The sequence below is a fragment of the Corynebacterium sp. HMSC075F02 genome, assembly GCF_001838335.1.
GTDB lineage: Bacteria > Actinomycetota > Actinomycetes > Mycobacteriales > Mycobacteriaceae > Corynebacterium > Corynebacterium jeikeium_D.
Genome location: NZ_KV836311.1, coordinates 198,901 through 215,427, shown reverse-complemented (window position 1 = coordinate 215,427; position 16,527 = coordinate 198,901). Strand labels below are relative to the sequence as shown.

At 59.1% G+C, this 16,527-nt stretch carries 13 protein-coding genes and 1 pseudogene; all 14 read left to right on the top strand.

From position 1 onward, the window contains the following. Positions 1 to 83: 83 nt before the first annotated feature. The 14 genes and pseudogenes from efp (at position 84) to HMPREF2920_RS05455 (ending at position 16,511) form a co-directional block, all read left to right on the top strand. A complete protein-coding gene (efp, locus tag HMPREF2920_RS05520) occupies positions 84 to 647 on the top strand; it encodes an elongation factor P (RefSeq protein WP_016422706.1) in 564 nt (187 codons plus the stop codon). A gap of 48 nt (positions 648 to 695) precedes the next feature. Next, positions 696 to 1,217: pseudogene (nusB, locus tag HMPREF2920_RS05515) on the top strand (transcription antitermination factor NusB); the annotation flags it as partial. 434 nt (positions 1,218 to 1,651) lie between these two features. After that, positions 1,652 to 2,221 (top strand): bifunctional pyr operon transcriptional regulator/uracil phosphoribosyltransferase PyrR, encoded by a 570-nt coding sequence (gene pyrR, locus HMPREF2920_RS05510; RefSeq protein WP_016422708.1) that lies wholly within the window; start codon positions 1,652 to 1,654, stop codon positions 2,219 to 2,221. Next, positions 2,218 to 3,171: an aspartate carbamoyltransferase catalytic subunit gene (locus tag HMPREF2920_RS05505; protein WP_016422709.1), complete on the top strand. Its 954-nt coding sequence runs from the start codon at positions 2,218 to 2,220 to the stop codon at positions 3,169 to 3,171. The genes pyrR and HMPREF2920_RS05505 overlap by 4 nt, the downstream gene beginning before the upstream one ends. Further along, a complete protein-coding gene (locus HMPREF2920_RS05500) occupies positions 3,172 to 4,533 on the top strand; it encodes a dihydroorotase (protein WP_070854080.1) in 1,362 nt (453 codons plus the stop codon). It begins immediately after the preceding gene. Positions 4,534 to 4,571: 38 nt separating this feature from the next. After that, entirely contained in the window at positions 4,572 to 5,804 is a 1,233-nt protein-coding gene (gene carA, locus HMPREF2920_RS05495) for a glutamine-hydrolyzing carbamoyl-phosphate synthase small subunit (protein ID WP_255465687.1), read from the top strand. A 24-nt stretch (positions 5,805 to 5,828) separates the two neighbouring features. After that, positions 5,829 to 9,188 carry a carbamoyl-phosphate synthase large subunit gene (gene carB, locus HMPREF2920_RS05490; RefSeq protein WP_049193726.1) on the top strand — a complete coding sequence of 1,120 codons (3,360 nt, stop codon included), beginning with the start codon at positions 5,829 to 5,831 and terminating at the stop codon, positions 9,186 to 9,188. A gap of 1 nt (position 9,189) precedes the next feature. Beyond that, positions 9,190 to 10,059: an orotidine-5'-phosphate decarboxylase gene (gene pyrF / locus HMPREF2920_RS05485; RefSeq protein ID WP_070438379.1), complete on the top strand. Its 870-nt coding sequence runs from the start codon at positions 9,190 to 9,192 to the stop codon at positions 10,057 to 10,059. Positions 10,060 to 10,480: 421 nt separating this feature from the next. Further along, positions 10,481 to 10,807, top strand: a complete 327-nt coding sequence (mihF, locus tag HMPREF2920_RS05480) for an integration host factor, actinobacterial type (RefSeq protein ID WP_016422714.1) — start codon at positions 10,481 to 10,483, stop codon at positions 10,805 to 10,807. Between the two features lie 5 nt (positions 10,808 to 10,812). After that, positions 10,813 to 11,385, top strand: a complete 573-nt coding sequence (gmk, locus tag HMPREF2920_RS05475; protein WP_070438382.1) for a guanylate kinase — start codon at positions 10,813 to 10,815, stop codon at positions 11,383 to 11,385. Between the two features lie 117 nt (positions 11,386 to 11,502). Next, a complete protein-coding gene (gene rpoZ / locus HMPREF2920_RS05470; protein WP_005510796.1) occupies positions 11,503 to 11,781 on the top strand; it encodes a DNA-directed RNA polymerase subunit omega in 279 nt (92 codons plus the stop codon). A gap of 27 nt (positions 11,782 to 11,808) precedes the next feature. After that, positions 11,809 to 13,089, top strand: coding sequence for a bifunctional phosphopantothenoylcysteine decarboxylase/phosphopantothenate--cysteine ligase CoaBC (gene coaBC, locus HMPREF2920_RS05465; protein ID WP_070547083.1), 1,281 nt, complete (start codon positions 11,809 to 11,811; stop codon positions 13,087 to 13,089). A 118-nt stretch (positions 13,090 to 13,207) separates the two neighbouring features. After that, on the top strand, positions 13,208 to 14,425 hold the full coding sequence (gene metK / locus HMPREF2920_RS05460; protein WP_070438390.1) for a methionine adenosyltransferase: 1,218 nt from the start codon (positions 13,208 to 13,210) through the stop codon (positions 14,423 to 14,425). 49 nt (positions 14,426 to 14,474) lie between these two features. Continuing rightward, positions 14,475 to 16,511 carry a primosomal protein N' gene (locus HMPREF2920_RS05455; protein WP_070604551.1) on the top strand — a complete coding sequence of 679 codons (2,037 nt, stop codon included), beginning with the start codon at positions 14,475 to 14,477 and terminating at the stop codon, positions 16,509 to 16,511. Positions 16,512 to 16,527: the final 16 nt, after the last annotated feature.

Genomic DNA, 16,527 nt, shown 5'->3' with positions numbered 1-16,527 from the left:
ACGGCGTTTTATTTTTCTCTCGATGAGATACGGAGTATCGTGGTTTCGTCAGAGAGCTTTTTAACAATTTCAGGAGAGTTTAGTTGGCTACCACCGCAGATTTTAAAAACGGTCTAGTTATCAAGCACGACAATAAGCTTCAGCAGATCGTGGAGTTCCAGCACGTCAAGCCAGGTAAGGGTCCGGCATTCGTCCGCACCAAGCTGAAGGACGTTCTGACCGGCAAGGTTGTTGACAAGACTTTCAACGCTGGCGTCAAGATTGAGACTGCTACCGTCGACCGTCGCGACATGACGTACCTGTACCACGACGGTGAAGGATACGTCTTCATGGACGACAAGACCTACGACCAGATTTCCATCCTGGACGCTCAGATGCCGGAGGGTGCTAAGTTCCTGCTTCCGGAAACCACCTGCCAGGTGTCCTTCCATGAGGGCAACGTTCTTTTCGCTGAAATGCCTGTTTCGGTTGAACTGAAGGTTGAGCAGACCGACCCGGGTCTGCAGGGCGACCGCTCCACCGGTGGCACCAAGCCGGCAACTTTGGAGACTGGCGCTGAGATTCAGGTGCCGCTGTTCATCGAAACCGGCGACGTACTGAAGGTCGACACCCGTGACGGCTCCTACCTGTCCCGCGTCAACCACTAATTCCCTCATCTAGTTCACCCTTTTGTTGAGAGCGATACATACACATCCATGACTGAAAAGGATCACAAGTCCGTCGAGACCCCGGATGCGCAGGAGTCCGCGAAAGTTCGCGAACCTAACTACAAGCGCCACGGCGCGCGCTACCGTGCGCGCCGTCGTGCGGTAGATCTGCTATTTGAGGCCGAGCAGCGAGGCGTCGACGTCGTCAAGCTTCTTGAAGAGCGGCTGGAAATGGTCCGTAATCCCGATCTGGATGTGAATCCAATTGCGGAGTACACCGAGCAGATCGTGCGCGGTGTAGCTGCGGAAATTATCGGTATCGACTCGACGATTTCTTCGTACCTGACGGAGGAGTGGCCGCTGCGTCGCCTACCGGCAGTCGACCGTGCTATCTTGCGTCTTTCCACCTGGGAGCTGTTCTACAACTCCGACGTGCCTCCGCGTGTGGCCGTGGTGGAAGGCGTTGAGCTGGCATCGGAATACTCCACTGATGTGGCGGCACCGTACATCAACGCAGTTCTCGATGCCGAGGCCAAGATTGCCGACCAGGCACGCCTGGCAGCAGCAGCTGTTAGCACTTCGGTGGGCGAGTCCCAGTTCGACGAGGCTATTCAGGCACAGGCTGCTGCAAATGAGGAAGCTGACAAGGCACTGGCTGACTCCGATGAGATGGCTAAGATTACCGGCCTGGACATGAGCGATATTGCCAAGCTGGTGGCTGAAGACGTGGCTAAGAGCGAGAACGGGTCCTAGCCAATCAAAGCGGCCGGGCTCACTGCGAGCCGATCACAGTCGGTTCTCGCGGATTGTCTGAAACTCCAAGTCCCTTTTTTGGGGGCTTGGAGTTTTGTTGCATTTAGAGGCAATTTAAGTGTGAGTGCTATTCTGGTCAGCGGAAGTTTGCACCGCGCCCGTAGTTGCGAGTCATGCAAACTGATAATCAAATATCCACAATCAAGACATCCTTTAACGGACCGCACTGAGAGGCGGGGAAGGAGGTCACGATGAGCGAAGGAACGCCGCAAACAACCGAGCTGCTCAATGCAGACGAAGTTGCACGTACCATCGCGCGCATCGCGCACCAAATTATTGAAAAAACTGCGCTGGATAGCCCAAATGCTGGGCGCGTAGTTCTCCTCGGTATTCCATCTGGTGGCGTACCGCTGGCGGAGAAGCTAGCCGATTTGATTGAACAGTTCTCCGGCATTCGCCCGGAAACTGGATCGCTTGATATCACCCTGTACAGGGATGACTTGCGCAAGGGCCCGCACCGCGCCCTGCAGCCCACGAACATTCCAAACTCCGGAATCGACGGCACCACCGTTGTTCTCGTAGACGATGTCCTCTTCTCAGGTCGCACAATTCGTGCCGCACTCGACGCTATTGCTGACATCGGTCGCCCGCGAGTAATTCAGCTTGCAGTGCTGGTTGATCGTGGTCATCGTCAACTACCAATTCGCGCCGATTACGTCGGTAAGAATCTGCCAACTTCCCGCGACGAAGACGTCGATGTGCTGGTAGAGGCACTTGACGGCCGTGACGCGGTTATTCTCACCCGGGCGGAGGAACAGTGAAACACCTGATTAGCATTGCGGATTTGACCAAGGATGAAATTGTCGGCCTGATGGATGAGGCCGATCGTTTCAAGGAGGTCATCCGCGGTCGGGAAATTAAGAAGCTGCCGACCCTGCGCGGCCGCACTATTTATAACCTCTTTTACGAGAACTCCACGCGTACCCGCTCTTCTTTTGAGACTGCGGGTAAGTGGATGAGCGCCGATGTTATTAATATCTCGGCTTCCTCTTCCTCTGTGAAGAAAGGCGAAAGTCTGAAAGACACCGCGCTGACTTTGGATGCTATCGGCGGCGATGCCATCGTCGTTAGGCACCCATCGTCGGGCGCGGCACAGCTGATCGCCAAGTGGACTGAGGAATTTGGCAACGGCCCATCGATCATCAACGCGGGTGACGGAAAGCACCAGCACCCGACGCAGGCTCTCCTGGACGCGGTGACGTTGCGTCAGCGCCTCGGTGGAATTGAGGGGCGCAAGGTCGTCATCGTTGGCGATATTTTGCACTCTCGCGTCGCTCGCTCTAACGCCGATCTGCTAAGCAAGCTCGGCGCCGAGGTCGTCTTCGTCGCGCCACCGACGCTGCTGCCGTTTGGCATCGAGACCTGGCCGGTGCGTGTTGCCTACCGCATGGAAGACGAGATTCGCGATGCTGATGCCGTGATGATGCTCCGCGTTCAGCAGGAGCGCATGAACGGAGGCTTCTTCCCATCCCATCGCGAATACGCCACTCGCTACGGGCTGTCGAAGGCTCGCGAGAAGATGCTTCGCGACGACTGCATTGTGATGCACCCAGGCCCGATGCTTCGTGGCATGGAAATTAACGATGCCGTCGCTGATTTGCCGCGCACTGCCGTGCTGCAGCAGGTAGCCAACGGTGTCCACGTCCGCATGGCAGTTCTTTTCACACTGCTGACCTCAGGTGTTTCCGCCAACTTGGAAGGGCAGGCATAAATGTCGAATCGCAATGAGTATGACGAAGCCTCGTACCCCGAGGTAGGACCATTGGCAGCACCCGCACGGGGACAGCTGCTGCTGAAGGGTGTGCGTCCCTACGGTGAAGGCGAAGACGTCGACGTCTTGATTGAAGATGGCGTTATCGCTGAGATTGGAGAAAATCTCACGGCCGAGGACGGGGTAGAGGTCCTGGAGTTCGACTCCCTCGTTCTCTTGCCAGGCCTGGTTGACATCCATGTGCACCTGCGGGAGCCGGGCCGTGAAGATACGGAAACCCTGGCCACTGGTTCCGCTGCCGCAGCACGCGGTGGTTTCACCGCAGTGTTCACTATGGCCAATACCGCGCCGGTAACCGATGACCCCTCGATTGCTGAGTCGGTGTGGCTCAAGGGCCAGGCGCTGAACCTCTGCGACGTTCACCCGGTCGGATCCATTACTAAGGGGCTGAAGGGCGAGACGCTGACTGAGTTCGGCATGATGGCAGACTCGCAGGCGAAGGTACGCATGTTCTCCGATGACGGTAAGTGCGTTGACAATCCGCTGATTATGCGCCGCGCGATTGAATACGCCCGCGGCGAAGACGTATTGCTGGCGCAGCACTGCGAAGATCCGCGTCTGACCGCAGATGCATCGGCTCACGAAGGTCCGACCGCCGCACGACTCGGCCTGACCGGGTGGCCGCGCGTAGCTGAGGAGTCCATCGTGGCCCGAGATGCCATTATGGCTCGCGACTACGGCGGACGCATGCACATCTGCCACGCTTCCACCGAAGGCACGGTTGAGCTGGTCAAGTGGGCAAAGGAGCATGATATTCCGCTGACCGCCGAGGTTACCCCGCATCACCTGATCCTCACCGATGAGAAGTTGGAGACCTACGACGGCATCTACCGCGTCAATCCGCCGCTGCGTGAGCAGCGCGACACCCTGGCTCTGCGTCAGGCTCTGATTGACGGGATCATTGACTGTGTCGCTACCGACCACGCTCCGCACGGCTCTGAAGAAAAGTGCTGCGAGTTCGAGCACGCTAAGCCCGGCATGCTTGGTCTGGAGACCTCGATGCCAATCATCGCCGAAGAGTTCGTTTTGAAGGGCGATTGTGATTGGCGCTGGCTGGCCAAGGTCATGAGTGAGCGTCCCGCTCAAATCGTGAAGCTACCGGGGCACGGCCGTCCGATTGCTGTCGGTGAGCCTGCCAACCTGACCGTTGTTGACCCGGGCAAAAAGTGGACGGTCCGCGGCGAAGACCTGGCGTCGAAGTCTGAGAACACTCCATATGAGGAAATGGAGATGGCCGTGTCCGTGGCAGCTACCGTGCTGCGCGGTAAGGTGACCGCTCTTAACGGAGAGGTCGCTGGATAATATTCATGTCAACGCATAAAAATTCACATGCGTCCCGTATGATTAATGTAAATTCCTCGCACGCTACCCAACTGAAAGGCAATAACGTGAGCAACGAGTCGCAGGCCGCGGCCGCTACAGCGGCAGTCCTGGTATTGGCAGATGGCCGAGTGTTCCGCGGACGCGGTTTCGGCGCCACCGGTACAACCCTGGGTGAGGCAGTTTTTACCACCGCTATGACGGGCTACCAGGAAACCCTGACGGACCCGTCCTACCACCGCCAGCTGATTGTGGCTACCGCACCACAGATCGGCAACACCGGTTGGAACGATGAGGACTACGAGTCCCGCGGAAACAAGATTTGGGCAGCTGGCTTTATTATCCGCGATTTGTCGCGCATTCCCTCCAACTGGCGCTCGGAGCGCAGCTTGGAAGATGAACTGAAGGCACAGGGCATCATCGGTATCCGCCAGATTGATACCCGCGCGCTGGTTCGCCATTTGCGCGACAATGGCTCGATTGCCGCTGGTATTTTCTCCGGTGAGGACGCACAGCAGCCCGTCGATAAGCTGGTGGAAATCGTTCGCGCTCAGCCTGCGATGAAGGGCGCGGATCTGGCTCGCGAGGTCAGCACCGATGAGGCCTATGTCGTGGAACCGCAGGGGGAGAAGAAGGCACGTGTTGTGGCCTACGACCTGGGCATCAAGTCCAACACCCCGCGTGAGCTGGCTAAGCGTGGCCTGGAAGTCGTAGTTGTTCCGGCGAACACTCCGTACGAAGATATTAAGAAGGAATACCAGCCGGACGGTGTCTTCTTGTCCAACGGCCCGGGTGACCCGGCAACTGCTGATGAGATGGTTGCGGTCGCCAAGGCTGCCCTCGATGACGGCATGCCGCTATTCGGTATCTGCTTCGGTAACCAGATTCTTGGTCGCGCACTCGGCCTGAATACCTACAAGCTGGTCTTCGGTCACCGCGGCGTCAATGTTCCGGTGAAGGACCACCGCACTGGCCGTATTTTTATCACCGCTCAGAACCACGGTTTCGCACTTGAAGGCAAGGCCGGCGAGAGTTTCGATACCCCGTGGGGCGAGGCAGAGGTTACGCACACCTGCCTTAACGACGACGTCGTGGAAGGTGTCGCACTGAAGAACGGCATGGCCTTTTCTGTGCAGTACCACCCGGAGTCCGCAGCCGGCCCGCACGATGCGCACTCTCTCTTTGATGACTTCCTGGCGCTGATCCAGAAGGTCGATTTCAACAAGTCCGCAACCGGAAACTCGAACAAGTAGGAAAGGGCTAAGGGACCTAACACCATGCCACGTCGTACAGACATCAACCACGTACTGGTTATCGGCTCCGGCCCGATTGTTATCGGTCAGGCCTGCGAGTTCGACTACTCCGGCACCCAGGCTTGCCGCGTGCTGCGCGAAGAGGGCCTGAGAGTCACGCTGGTCAACTCCAACCCGGCAACGATTATGACTGACCCGGAGTTCGCAGACTCCACCTATATCGAGCCGATTGAAACCAAGTACATCGAAAAGATTCTGGCCAAGGAAGCTGCAGAGGGCAACCCGATTGACGCTGTCCTGGCAACTCTCGGTGGCCAGACTGCACTGAACGCAGCTATTCAGCTGGACCGCGAGGGCATTCTGGAGAAGTACAATGTCGAGCTGATTGGTGCTGATATTCCGGCCATTCAGCGCGGTGAGGATCGCCAGATGTTCAAGGACATCGTCGCCAAGATTGGTGGCGAATCCGCTCGTTCCCGCGTCTGCCACAACATGGAAGAAGTCCATGAGACTGTTGCAGAGCTCGGTCTTCCGGTCGTTGTTCGCCCTTCGTTCACCATGGGCGGTCTGGGTTCCGGTCTGGCCTTCAACCAGGAAGACCTCGACCGTATTGCAGGTGGCGGCCTGGCCGCATCGCCCGAGGCCAATGTTCTGATCGAGGAGTCCATCCTCGGCTGGAAGGAATTTGAGCTCGAGCTCATGCGCGATGGCGACGACAACGTCGTCGTGGTCTGCTCCATTGAAAACGTTGATGCCCTCGGTGTCCACACTGGTGACTCGGTGACTGTCGCCCCGTCGATGACTCTGACCGACCGCGAGTTCCAGACCATGCGTGACCAAGGCATCGCAATTCTGCGTGAGGTCGGCGTTGACACCGGTGGCTGTAACATCCAGTTCGCCATCAACCCGAATGACGGCCGCATCATCACCATTGAGATGAACCCGCGTGTCTCCCGCTCGTCGGCGCTTGCTTCCAAGGCAACTGGTTTCCCGATTGCAAAGATTGCTGCCAAGCTGGCTATCGGCTACACCCTCGATGAGATCACCAACGACATCACCGGTGAAACCCCGGCAGCGTTTGAGCCGGTGCAGGACTACGTGATTGTCAAGGCTCCACGCTTTGCTTTCGAGAAGTTCCCAGGTGCTGACGATACGCTGACCACCACCATGAAGTCCGTCGGTGAGGCCATGGCTATCGGCCGTAACTACATCGGCGCGCTCGGTAAGGTCATGCGTTCGCTGGAGAACAAGCCAGCTGGTTTCTGGACTGTTCCGGATGAGGACTTCGCAGGTGAGCGCGCAAACGATGTCAACGCTGTCCTTGAGGATCTGAAGCGTCCGACTGAAGGTCGCATCTACGACGTTGAGCTGGCTCAGCGTCTGGGTGCTTCCATCGAGCAGATCCACGAAGCTTCCGGCCTGGATCCGTGGTTTATCGCCGAGATGGAAAACCTGCAGGATATCCGCAAGGAGCTTATCGACGCTCCGGTGCTGACCTCCGACCTGCTGCGTGAGGCTAAGTATTGGGGCCTGTCCGACGCTCAGATTGCTGCGCTGCGTCCGGAATTGGCCGGGGAAGACGGCGTGCGCGAGCTGCGCTGGCGCCTGAACATCCACCCCGTATTCAAGACTGTCGATACCTGCTCCGCCGAGTTCGAAGCACAGACTCCGTACCACTACTCGGCATACGAGCTGGACCCGGCTGCTGAGTCCGAGGTCGCCCCGCAGACCGAGAAGGAAAAGGTCATCATCCTCGGTTCCGGTCCTAACCGCATCGGCCAGGGTATTGAGTTCGACTACTCCTGTGTCCACGCGGCGCTCGAGCTCTCCCGGGTTGGGTACGAGACCGTCATGGTCAACTGCAACCCGGAAACGGTTTCCACCGACTACGACACCGCAGATCGCCTCTACTTCGAGCCATTGACCTTCGAGGATGTCCTCGAGGTCTACCACGCTGAGAGCCAGTCCGGAAAGGTCGCAGGCGTCATTGTTCAGCTCGGTGGCCAGACTCCGCTGGGCCTGGCGGAGCGTCTGCAGGCCGCAGGCGTTCCGATTGTCGGCACTAGCCCAGAGGCAATCGACCTGGCTGAGGACCGCGGTGAGTTCGGCAAGGTGCTGGCTGAGGCGAAGCTGCCGGCGCCGGAGTTCGGTACCGCCACCTCCTTCGCAGAAGCTCGCCAGGTTGCCGCTGGTATCGGTTACCCGGTGCTGGTCCGTCCGTCCTACGTCCTCGGCGGCCGTGGCATGGAAATCGTCTACGATGAGGCCACTCTGGAGGACTACATCAACCGCGCTACCGAGCTGTCCAATGAGCACCCGGTACTGGTTGACCGCTTCCTGGACAGCGCCATCGAGATTGATGTTGATGCACTGTGTGATGGGGAAGAGGTCTACCTCGGCGGCGTTATGGAGCACATTGAGGAAGCCGGTATTCACTCCGGCGACTCCGCGTGTGCGCTGCCTCCGATGACTCTGTCTGCAGGCATCATCGACAAGGTGCGTGAATCCACCAAGGCACTGGCACACGGCATCGGTGTCAAGGGCCTGATGAACGTTCAGTACGCACTCAAGGACGAGACGCTCTACGTCATCGAGGCCAACCCGCGTGCATCTCGTACCGTACCGTTTGTCTCCAAGGCAACCTCAGTTCCGCTGGCTAAGGCCGCGTCCCGCGTCATGATGGGCGCTACTATCGCGGAACTGCGCGAAGAGGGCATGATTCCGTCCAACTTCGACGGTGGCTCTCTGCCTGCTGACGCTCCGATTGCGGTTAAGGAAGCCGTCCTGCCGTTCAACCGCTTCCGCGACTTCGAGGGCCGCGCTCTCGACAGCCTGCTGAGCCCGGAGATGAAGTCCACCGGTGAAGTCATGGGCTTGGCAGACAACTTTGGTGCCGCTTTCGCCAAGGGCGAGCTGGCCGGTTTCGGTGAGCTGCCGACCGAGGGCACGATCTTCGTCTCGCTGGCCAACCGCGATAAGCGCACTCTGGTCTTCCCGATCCTCACGCTGGCGGATATGGGCTTCCGCATCCTGGCAACGGAGGGTACGGCCGGTATGCTGCGCCGCAACGGTGTTGAGTGTGAGGTCGTCGCAAAGCGTACGACTGATTCCGATGCGCCGACGGACGAGCGCGACATCGTCGACATGATTCGCGACGGTGAGGTTGACATCATTATCAACACCCCGTCCGGTTCTGCTGGCGCACGCTCTGACGGATATGAGATTCGCGCTGCTGCTGTGAGCCAGGGCGTAACTTGTGTGACCACCGCTCAGGGGGCCGTCGCCGCACTGCAGGGCATTCTGGCACTGCGCAACGGTGAGATGAGCGTTAAGGCTCTGCAGGAACTCCACCCGGCAGAGTTGGCTGCTCAGGAGCAGGCCTAACATGACCGCGAAGGCTGAAGGTTCCGCAGTGCGGACAGTCAAAGGTTTCGGCGATCGCCTCAGCGAGGTTGTCGCCGAGCGCGGTCGGCTCTGCGTGGGCATCGACCCGCACCCGGGGCTGCTGGATGCCTGGCAGTTGCCGCATTCGGCTGACGGTCTAGAGCGTTTTGCCGCCACATGCGTCGAGGCGTTCGGTGACATCGTTGCCGTCGTCAAGCCCCAGGTGGCGTTCTTCGAAGCCTACGGTTCCAAGGGCTTTGCCGTCCTGGAGCGGACGTTGGCGGATCTGAAGGACGCCGGTGCGCTGTCGATTGCAGATGCCAAGCGGGGCGATATCGGTTCGACGATGGCTGCATACGCTGATGCCTGGCTGTCGGATAGCTCGCCGCTAGCCGCCGACGCACTGACGGTATCTCCGTACCTTGGGTTCGGTGCTCTTGATCCGGCGTTTTCGTTGGCGTTGGAGAACGGACGCGGCCTGTTCGTGCTGGCCGCAACGTCCAATCCGGAAGGTGCGTCCGTACAGAAGGCGACGGTTTCGGGTGAGAGTCTGGCTCAGACCATGGTCAACCAGGCAGCCGCTATTAATGCCCGCCAGATTGACGCTGGTGCAAAGGCGGGCAGCATCGGCGTTGTTGTTGGCGCAACGCTTGACGACGCCCCGGTGCTCAGTGACCTGCGTGGTCCCATTCTCATGCCCGGTGTGGGAGCTCAGGGTGGAACCCCGGCCGATGTAGATCGTCTGGCAGGGGAATCCAAGGGGCTTGCACTGCCAAATATTTCGCGTGCAATTCTCTCCGCTGGGCCTGATCCTGCTGCGCTGCGGCGCGCAACTATTGAAGCTGCGGCTCCGTTCCTATCCGAGAGTTAGCAGCGAATCGACAATTTGGCAGAGGCCCGCAGGGCGCACCTCATAGAACAGGTGCCCCTGCGGGCTTCTTCCGTACCTAGCTGCCGAGATTTTCCTAATGAGCCTCAGGTGGCGGCGGAGTAGGTATAGGCAAGTTACTGTGACGATTCCTGGGAGATTTCGTACAAAAACCGTGGTCAATTTCCATTCTCCTGGGCAAACGGTGCTACAATCGCCGGAGTTGGTTGACCACGACCGAAAGGTGGGGCGGATAAAGCCCTGGTGTCATTTTTATCGACACCCCGTCAGCATTTGCCTCAACAACCGGTAAGTGCGGTACGGTCTCCAATCGTTAAGCACGGTGTCGTTGCCTGCCCTTGGTGGACGCGAGGCTCGTGCAAGTAAATAAGAAACTAACCAATCTATTTTTACGGAGGAACACGTGGCCCTTCCGCAGTTGACCCCGGAGCAGCGTGCAGCAGCACTCGAGAAGGCAGCTCAGGCCCGCAAGGTACGCGCAGAGCTCAAGGACAAGCTGAAGCGTGGCGCTATCGACCTGCCAGAGGTTCTCAAGCAGGCTGACGAGAACGAGATCATCGGCAAGATGAAGGTCTCCGCTCTGCTCGAGGCTCTGCCGAAGGTCGGCAAGGTCAAGGCACAGGACATCATGAATGACCTGGAGATTGCTCAGACCCGCCGCCTGCGTGGCCTGGGTGACCGTCAGCGTCGCGCTCTGCTGGAGCGCTTCGGCTACGCAGTGGAGGACTAGTCGCAGTGGCCGGGAATGAAAACGGTCAGCTGGTAGTCCTTGCCGGCCCTGCCGGTGTGGGAAAATCCACTGTTGTCAGTCGGCTCCGTGCCGAGGTTCCCGGACTGTACTTCAGCGTTTCCATGACCACCCGCGCCGCACGGCCGGGTGAGGTCGATGGCCGCGACTATTTCTTCGTGACCCCGGAGAAGTTCCAACAGCATATTGATGCAGGAGAGATGCTCGAGTGGGCTGAAATCCACGGTGGTCTGCAGCGTTCTGGAACGCCGCGTGGCCCGGTGGATAAAGCTCTCGCCGAGGGACGTCCGGTACTCGTTGAGGTGGATCTGGCGGGAGCCCGCTCCATCCGTAAGGTAGCGCCGAATGCTCACCTGCTGTTCTTGGCTCCGCCAAGCTGGGAGATTCTCGTCAGCAGGCTCACTGGTCGTGGCACGGAAACCGAGGCGCAAGTCAAGCGTCGCCTGGAAACCGCGCGAGTGGAAATGGATGCTCAGCACGAATTCGATGAGGTTGTTGTCAACGACAATGTCGATGATGCTGTGGCGGCCATCGCTCAGGCGCTGACTACTGGCAAGTAACAGGGCGACTCCACATCATCGATAGTAGAAATCGTTTCCAAGCAATGGTGTTTCTATTGCTCCGACGGTTTCTATTGTCACCCCAGTAACTCACGTTCTATTGAGGAAAGATTTCTCGTGACCCAGGAAAATACCGCCACCGAGGCAGTGTTCGACCCGCCAATTGGTATTACCAATCCGCCGATCGATGAGCTGCTTGGTAAGGCTTCTTCGAAGTACGCTCTGGCTATCTTCGCTGCCAAGCGTGCACGCCAGATTAATGACTACTACCAGCAGATTGACGAAGGCATGCTGGAGTACGTTGGCCCGCTGGTTACTCCGGGGGTCGCTGAGAAGCCTCTGTCCATCGCTCTTCGTGAAATCAACGCTGGTCTGCTGGACCACACTGAGGGCTAGAGCATTTCCTTAAGGGGAGATATCTGTATGCATGCCGCCGGTAATGCTGACGTATCCGAATGTTTAAAGGTTGTCGTCGGGGTTGCCGGCGGCATCGCTGCATATAAGGCCGCACACGTTGTTCGTGGCTTCAAGGAACTCGGTCACGATGTTCGCGTCGTTCCCACCGAGTCCGCATTGAATTTTGTAGGTGCGGCTACTTTCGAGGCGCTGTCGGGGAACCCGGTGTCGACTACGGTTTTTGACGCAGTCGATGAAGTTCAGCATGTCCGCGTGGGGCAGGAGGCCGACCTCGTCGTCGTGGTTCCCGCGACTGCCGACTTTATGGCGCGTGCCGCACACGGGCGTGCCGACGACCTTCTCACCGCAACTTTGCTTGTGGCGACCTGCCCGGTGGTTCTGGCTCCTGCCATGCACACTGAGATGTGGAACCATCCAGCTACGCGCGATAATGTCGCGATTCTTCGTCGCCATGGCACTATTGTCCTCGATCCGGCCCATGGCCGTTTGACTGGTAAGGACACTGGTCCAGGTCGTCTGCCGGAGCCAGAGCAGATAGTTTCGCTGGCATTAGCGGCAGTCGAGAATCCGCGCCACTTCCGCCGCGACTTCGAGGGCGTGCGCTTCATGATTACTGCCGGTGGCACCCGTGAGGCTATCGACCCGGTACGTTTTATCGGCAACCACTCCTCAGGGCGTCAGGGCTTCGCGCTAGCTGAGATGGCAGCACAGCGTGGCGCTCAGGTCACTGTGGTGGCAGGACATACAGATCAGTTGCCGACACCGCTGGGCGCGAATGTTGTAAAGGTTGATTCCACTTTGGAGATGGCCAAGGCCGCCCACGAACACTCCAAGTTGGCCGATGTCTGCATTTTTGCCGCTGCCGTCGCCGACTTCCGTCCGGCATCGACCGCTGGGGCCAAGATGAAGAAGGGCGTCGCAGACGACGCTTTGAGCAACATCCAGCTCGTAGAAAACCCTGACATTCTGGCTACCACTGTGGAGCGGCGTAAAGCGGGCGAGATTCCGGCAACCACGACGATGGTGGGCTTTGCGGCTGAGACCGGCGACGAGACGACGACGCCACTCGAGCTTGCGAAGCAGAAAATTGTGCGCAAGGGCTGCGATTTGCTCATGTGTAACGACGTCTCAGGTGGGCAAACTTTCGGTGCGACGGACAATGTCGGATGGTTGCTGTCTCTCGATGGCGAGCAGTGGGACGTGCCGCGAGGCTCAAAGTTCTCGGTAGCCGGTTCGATTTTGGATGCAGTCTCCGAGCTGCGACAGGAACCTCAGCCAGCGGAGTAGCCGGTGCCTACTACGGCGACTGAACCGCTTGGTCTATAATTATCGAATCAAACGAAAACCCACGCCGCAGCGACATCGCAGGGCTGGGGAAATGATCTAGAAGAAAGTTGTACTGCTCGTGGCCTCTAATCTTCGGCTGTTTTCCAGTGAATCTGTTACCGAGGGGCACCCAGATAAGATTTGCGACTCGATTTCGGACTCCATCCTTGACGCTATGCTCGCGCAGGATTCTGCATCGATGGTCGCCGTTGAGACTGTGGTGACTACCGGTTTAGTCCATGTTGTTGGCGAAGTTCGCACGAAGAGCTACGTTGACATCCCCGGTATTGTCCGGAGTCGACTGAAGGAGATCGGTTTCGATTCTTCTGAAAAGGGCTTTGACGGCAAGACCTGCGGCGTCTCCGTTTCGATCGGTGAGCAGTCCTCAGATATTCACGACGGTGTGCACACTTCTCTGGAAGCACGCAGCTCTGATGGCGAAGTCGAAGCAGAAGATCTCAAGGGCGCTGGCGACCAGGGGCTGATGTTCGGCTACGCTACCAACGAAACTCCGGAGTACATGCCGCTACCGATTGCGCTGGCACACCGCCTGGCTCGCCGCTTGACGCAGGTACGCAAGGAAGGCATCGTCCCATCGCTTCGACCGGATGGTAAGACTCAGGTCACCTTCGCTTACGACGAAGACAATAACCCGGTGTACTTGGACACTGTTGTGGTGTCCACGCAGCACGACCCGGATGTGACCCAGGAGTGGATTACCGAGCAGATTAAGACTCACGTAGTCGATTGGGTGCTCGACGACGCTAACTTGCGCGAGCGCTTTGTTACCGAAGAATTGAATCTGCTGGTCAACCCGTCTGGCCAGTTTATTATCGGTGGCCCGATGGGCGATGCCGGCCTGACCGGCCGCAAGATTATCGTCGACACTTATGGCGGTATGGCTCGTCACGGTGGCGGCGCATTCTCGGGTAAGGACCCGTCAAAGGTGGACCGCTCCGGCGCTTATGCCACCCGTTGGGTTGCGAAGAATGCCGTGGCTGCGGGTCTGGCTGACCGCCTGGAGATTCAGGTCGCCTACGCTATCGGCCGCGCTCGCCCGGTAGGCCTTTACGTCGACTCTTTCGGCACCGGTCACGTTTCGGACGACGCCATCCGCGAGGCTATCAACAAGGTCTTCGACCTTCGTCCGGCCGCTATTATTCGTGACCTGGACTTGCTGCGCCCGATTTATGCGCAGACCTCCACCTACGGTCACTTCGGCCGAACTGACTTGGACCTGCCGTGGGAGCAACTCAACCGTGTTGAAGAGCTCCGCGCAGCCGCTGGCCTGGGATAAACACCACCCGCCAGCATGACCCTGGGGTGGGGAAGTAGAGTAAGACTCTATGACCGACGCCCCTTTCGCACCCGCCGCCGCAGCTGAGAAGCTGCCTGTCGCGCGGGTGCTTCCACTTTTGGGGCTGCCGCAGTTGGATCGCCCCTTCGATTACCTGGTTCCGCGCGCGCTAGCGGAGGAAGCGGTTGTCGGTTGCCGGGTGCGGATTCGATTCCACGGCCAATTGGTCAATGCGCTGGTGCTGGAGCGCTGTGCCACGCCCACTCACGACGGCAAACTGTCCTATCTCAAGGATGTCATCAGCACTGAGGTTGTCTATCCGCCACAGCTTCGACGGTTGGTGGATTCTCTGGCGGAGTATTACGGCGCAACACGCTCAAACATCATTCGATCCGCCATCCCAACCCGTCATGCACGGGCCGAACGTGCCCGCAAGGAGAAGATGCCCCCAACGTGGGAGGAATTGGGAAAGCTTGCCACCGAGGATCCGGACCTTTCCGCGTGGGGCAACTATGTCTTCGGCGAATCCTTTGTCGATTCCGTCCGCAAGGGCGCCCCGGCACGCGCAGCGTGGCAGCCAGTTCCAGGGGAACAGGTGGCAGCCATGCTCGCCGCGCTCAGCGTTTTGGTCGCCCGCGATGGTGGCGGTGTTCTCATCATTGTGCCGGACGCACGCACGCAGGCACGCTTCGAGAGCGCTTTTCGCGAGCTCATTTCTGCCCGTCAGCTCACTCTTCTCGGGGCTGGTCTCGGTCCCGAGTCCCGCTATCGCCGCTACCTGGATATCCTGCACGGCCAGGGGCGCATAGTCGTCGGAACGCGCTCGGCAGCGTACGCCCCAGTGCAGAATCTGCGTTTAGCAGTGATTGTCGATGATGGCGATGACAACCTCGTAGACCCCCGCGCACCCTACGTCCACTCTCGCGAGGTGCTGGTCACGCGAAGTGCGCAGGAGGGATGCGCTCTTATTTTTGCATCGTATAGCCGTACAGCAGAGGTGCAGCTGCTGGTCTCCTCAGGTTGGGCGCACAATCTGGTTGCAGGCGCCGACGCCCTCGCTGAATCCATGCCGGAGATGATTGCCTCCACGGACACTTCCGAAGACCCGGATGACGTGAGTAGGGGACGCCTTCCTGCCATCGCTTTTCGACGGGCAAAAGCCGCGCTGCGCGAAGAGCTTCCGATTCTGGTCCAGGTACCCCGCAAGGGATATGTACCGACATTGTCGTGTCGCTCCTGTGGCGCGCCTGCGCGCTGTCGCTGGTGTAACGGTCCACTGGGAATTCCACCGTCCGATAACCCGGACGATCCGGCGCCGCCGACCTGTCGGTGGTGTGGCCGCATCGACATCCACCACCGTTGCCATAGCTGCGGTTCCACCAAGATTCGGCCAGTCGTGGTCGGCAGTGAACGTACGGCGGAAGAGTTTGGTCGTATTTTCAGTCCATTCCCAGTCGTCGCTTCCTCTGGCGAACGGATTGTTGACGACATTCCCGAAGGCCCGAGGGTCGTGGTGGCCACGCCGGGAGCCGAGCCTTATGCGCCGGAGGGCTACGGAGCAGTGATGCTGCTGGACACTTGGGCGATGCTCGGCCGGCAGGACTTGCGCGCTCATGAAGAGGCCTATGCGCATTGGTCTCGAGCTGTCACGCTTGCGCGCCCGCGGGAGCGAGGAGGGGCAGTGGTTATCGATGCGGATGCTGCAGTCCCGACTGTGGCCGATCTTCTGGCATGGGACGCGGTAGGCGCTGCGAACAGGGAATTGGCCGACCGTACAGCCGCCGCTCTGCCTCCGGCCTTTCACGTGGCAGCGGTGGACGGGACTGAAGAGGGCCTGCGTAACTTCATGGAGTCCCTGGAGGTTCCATCGGGCGCGGAAATCCTGGGGCCGGTAGACCTTCCCCGCAACGCCAGACCACCAGCAGGCGTGGAACCGGGTACACCTATTCAGCGGATGTTGGTGCGCTGTGACCGTCGGCAAGCACGGGCGGTGGGAGCGGCGTTGAAGGCAGCACAGGTCGTTCGAGCGACCAGGAAGGACCCGACGCCGGTGCGCGTTGTCGTCGATCCGATTAATTTCGGCTAGCTGCTAAAATGAGCGC

What these genes read in the sequence shown, in the direction of transcription:
- pyrR (WP_016422708.1), top strand. Translation starts at nt 1,652, where the DNA reads ATGAGCGAAGGAACGCCGCAAACAACCGAGCTGCTCAATGCAGACGAA.
- HMPREF2920_RS05500 (WP_070854080.1), top strand. Translation starts at nt 3,172, where the DNA reads ATGTCGAATCGCAATGAGTATGACGAAGCCTCGTACCCCGAGGTAGGA.
- carA (WP_255465687.1), top strand. Translation starts at nt 4,572, where the DNA reads ATGATTAATGTAAATTCCTCGCACGCTACCCAACTGAAAGGCAATAAC.
- carB (WP_049193726.1), top strand. Translation starts at nt 5,829, where the DNA reads ATGCCACGTCGTACAGACATCAACCACGTACTGGTTATCGGCTCCGGC.
- pyrF (WP_070438379.1), top strand. Translation starts at nt 9,190, where the DNA reads ATGACCGCGAAGGCTGAAGGTTCCGCAGTGCGGACAGTCAAAGGTTTC.
- coaBC (WP_070547083.1), top strand. Translation starts at nt 11,809, where the DNA reads ATGCATGCCGCCGGTAATGCTGACGTATCCGAATGTTTAAAGGTTGTC.
- HMPREF2920_RS05455 (WP_070604551.1), top strand. Translation starts at nt 14,475, where the DNA reads ATGACCGACGCCCCTTTCGCACCCGCCGCCGCAGCTGAGAAGCTGCCT.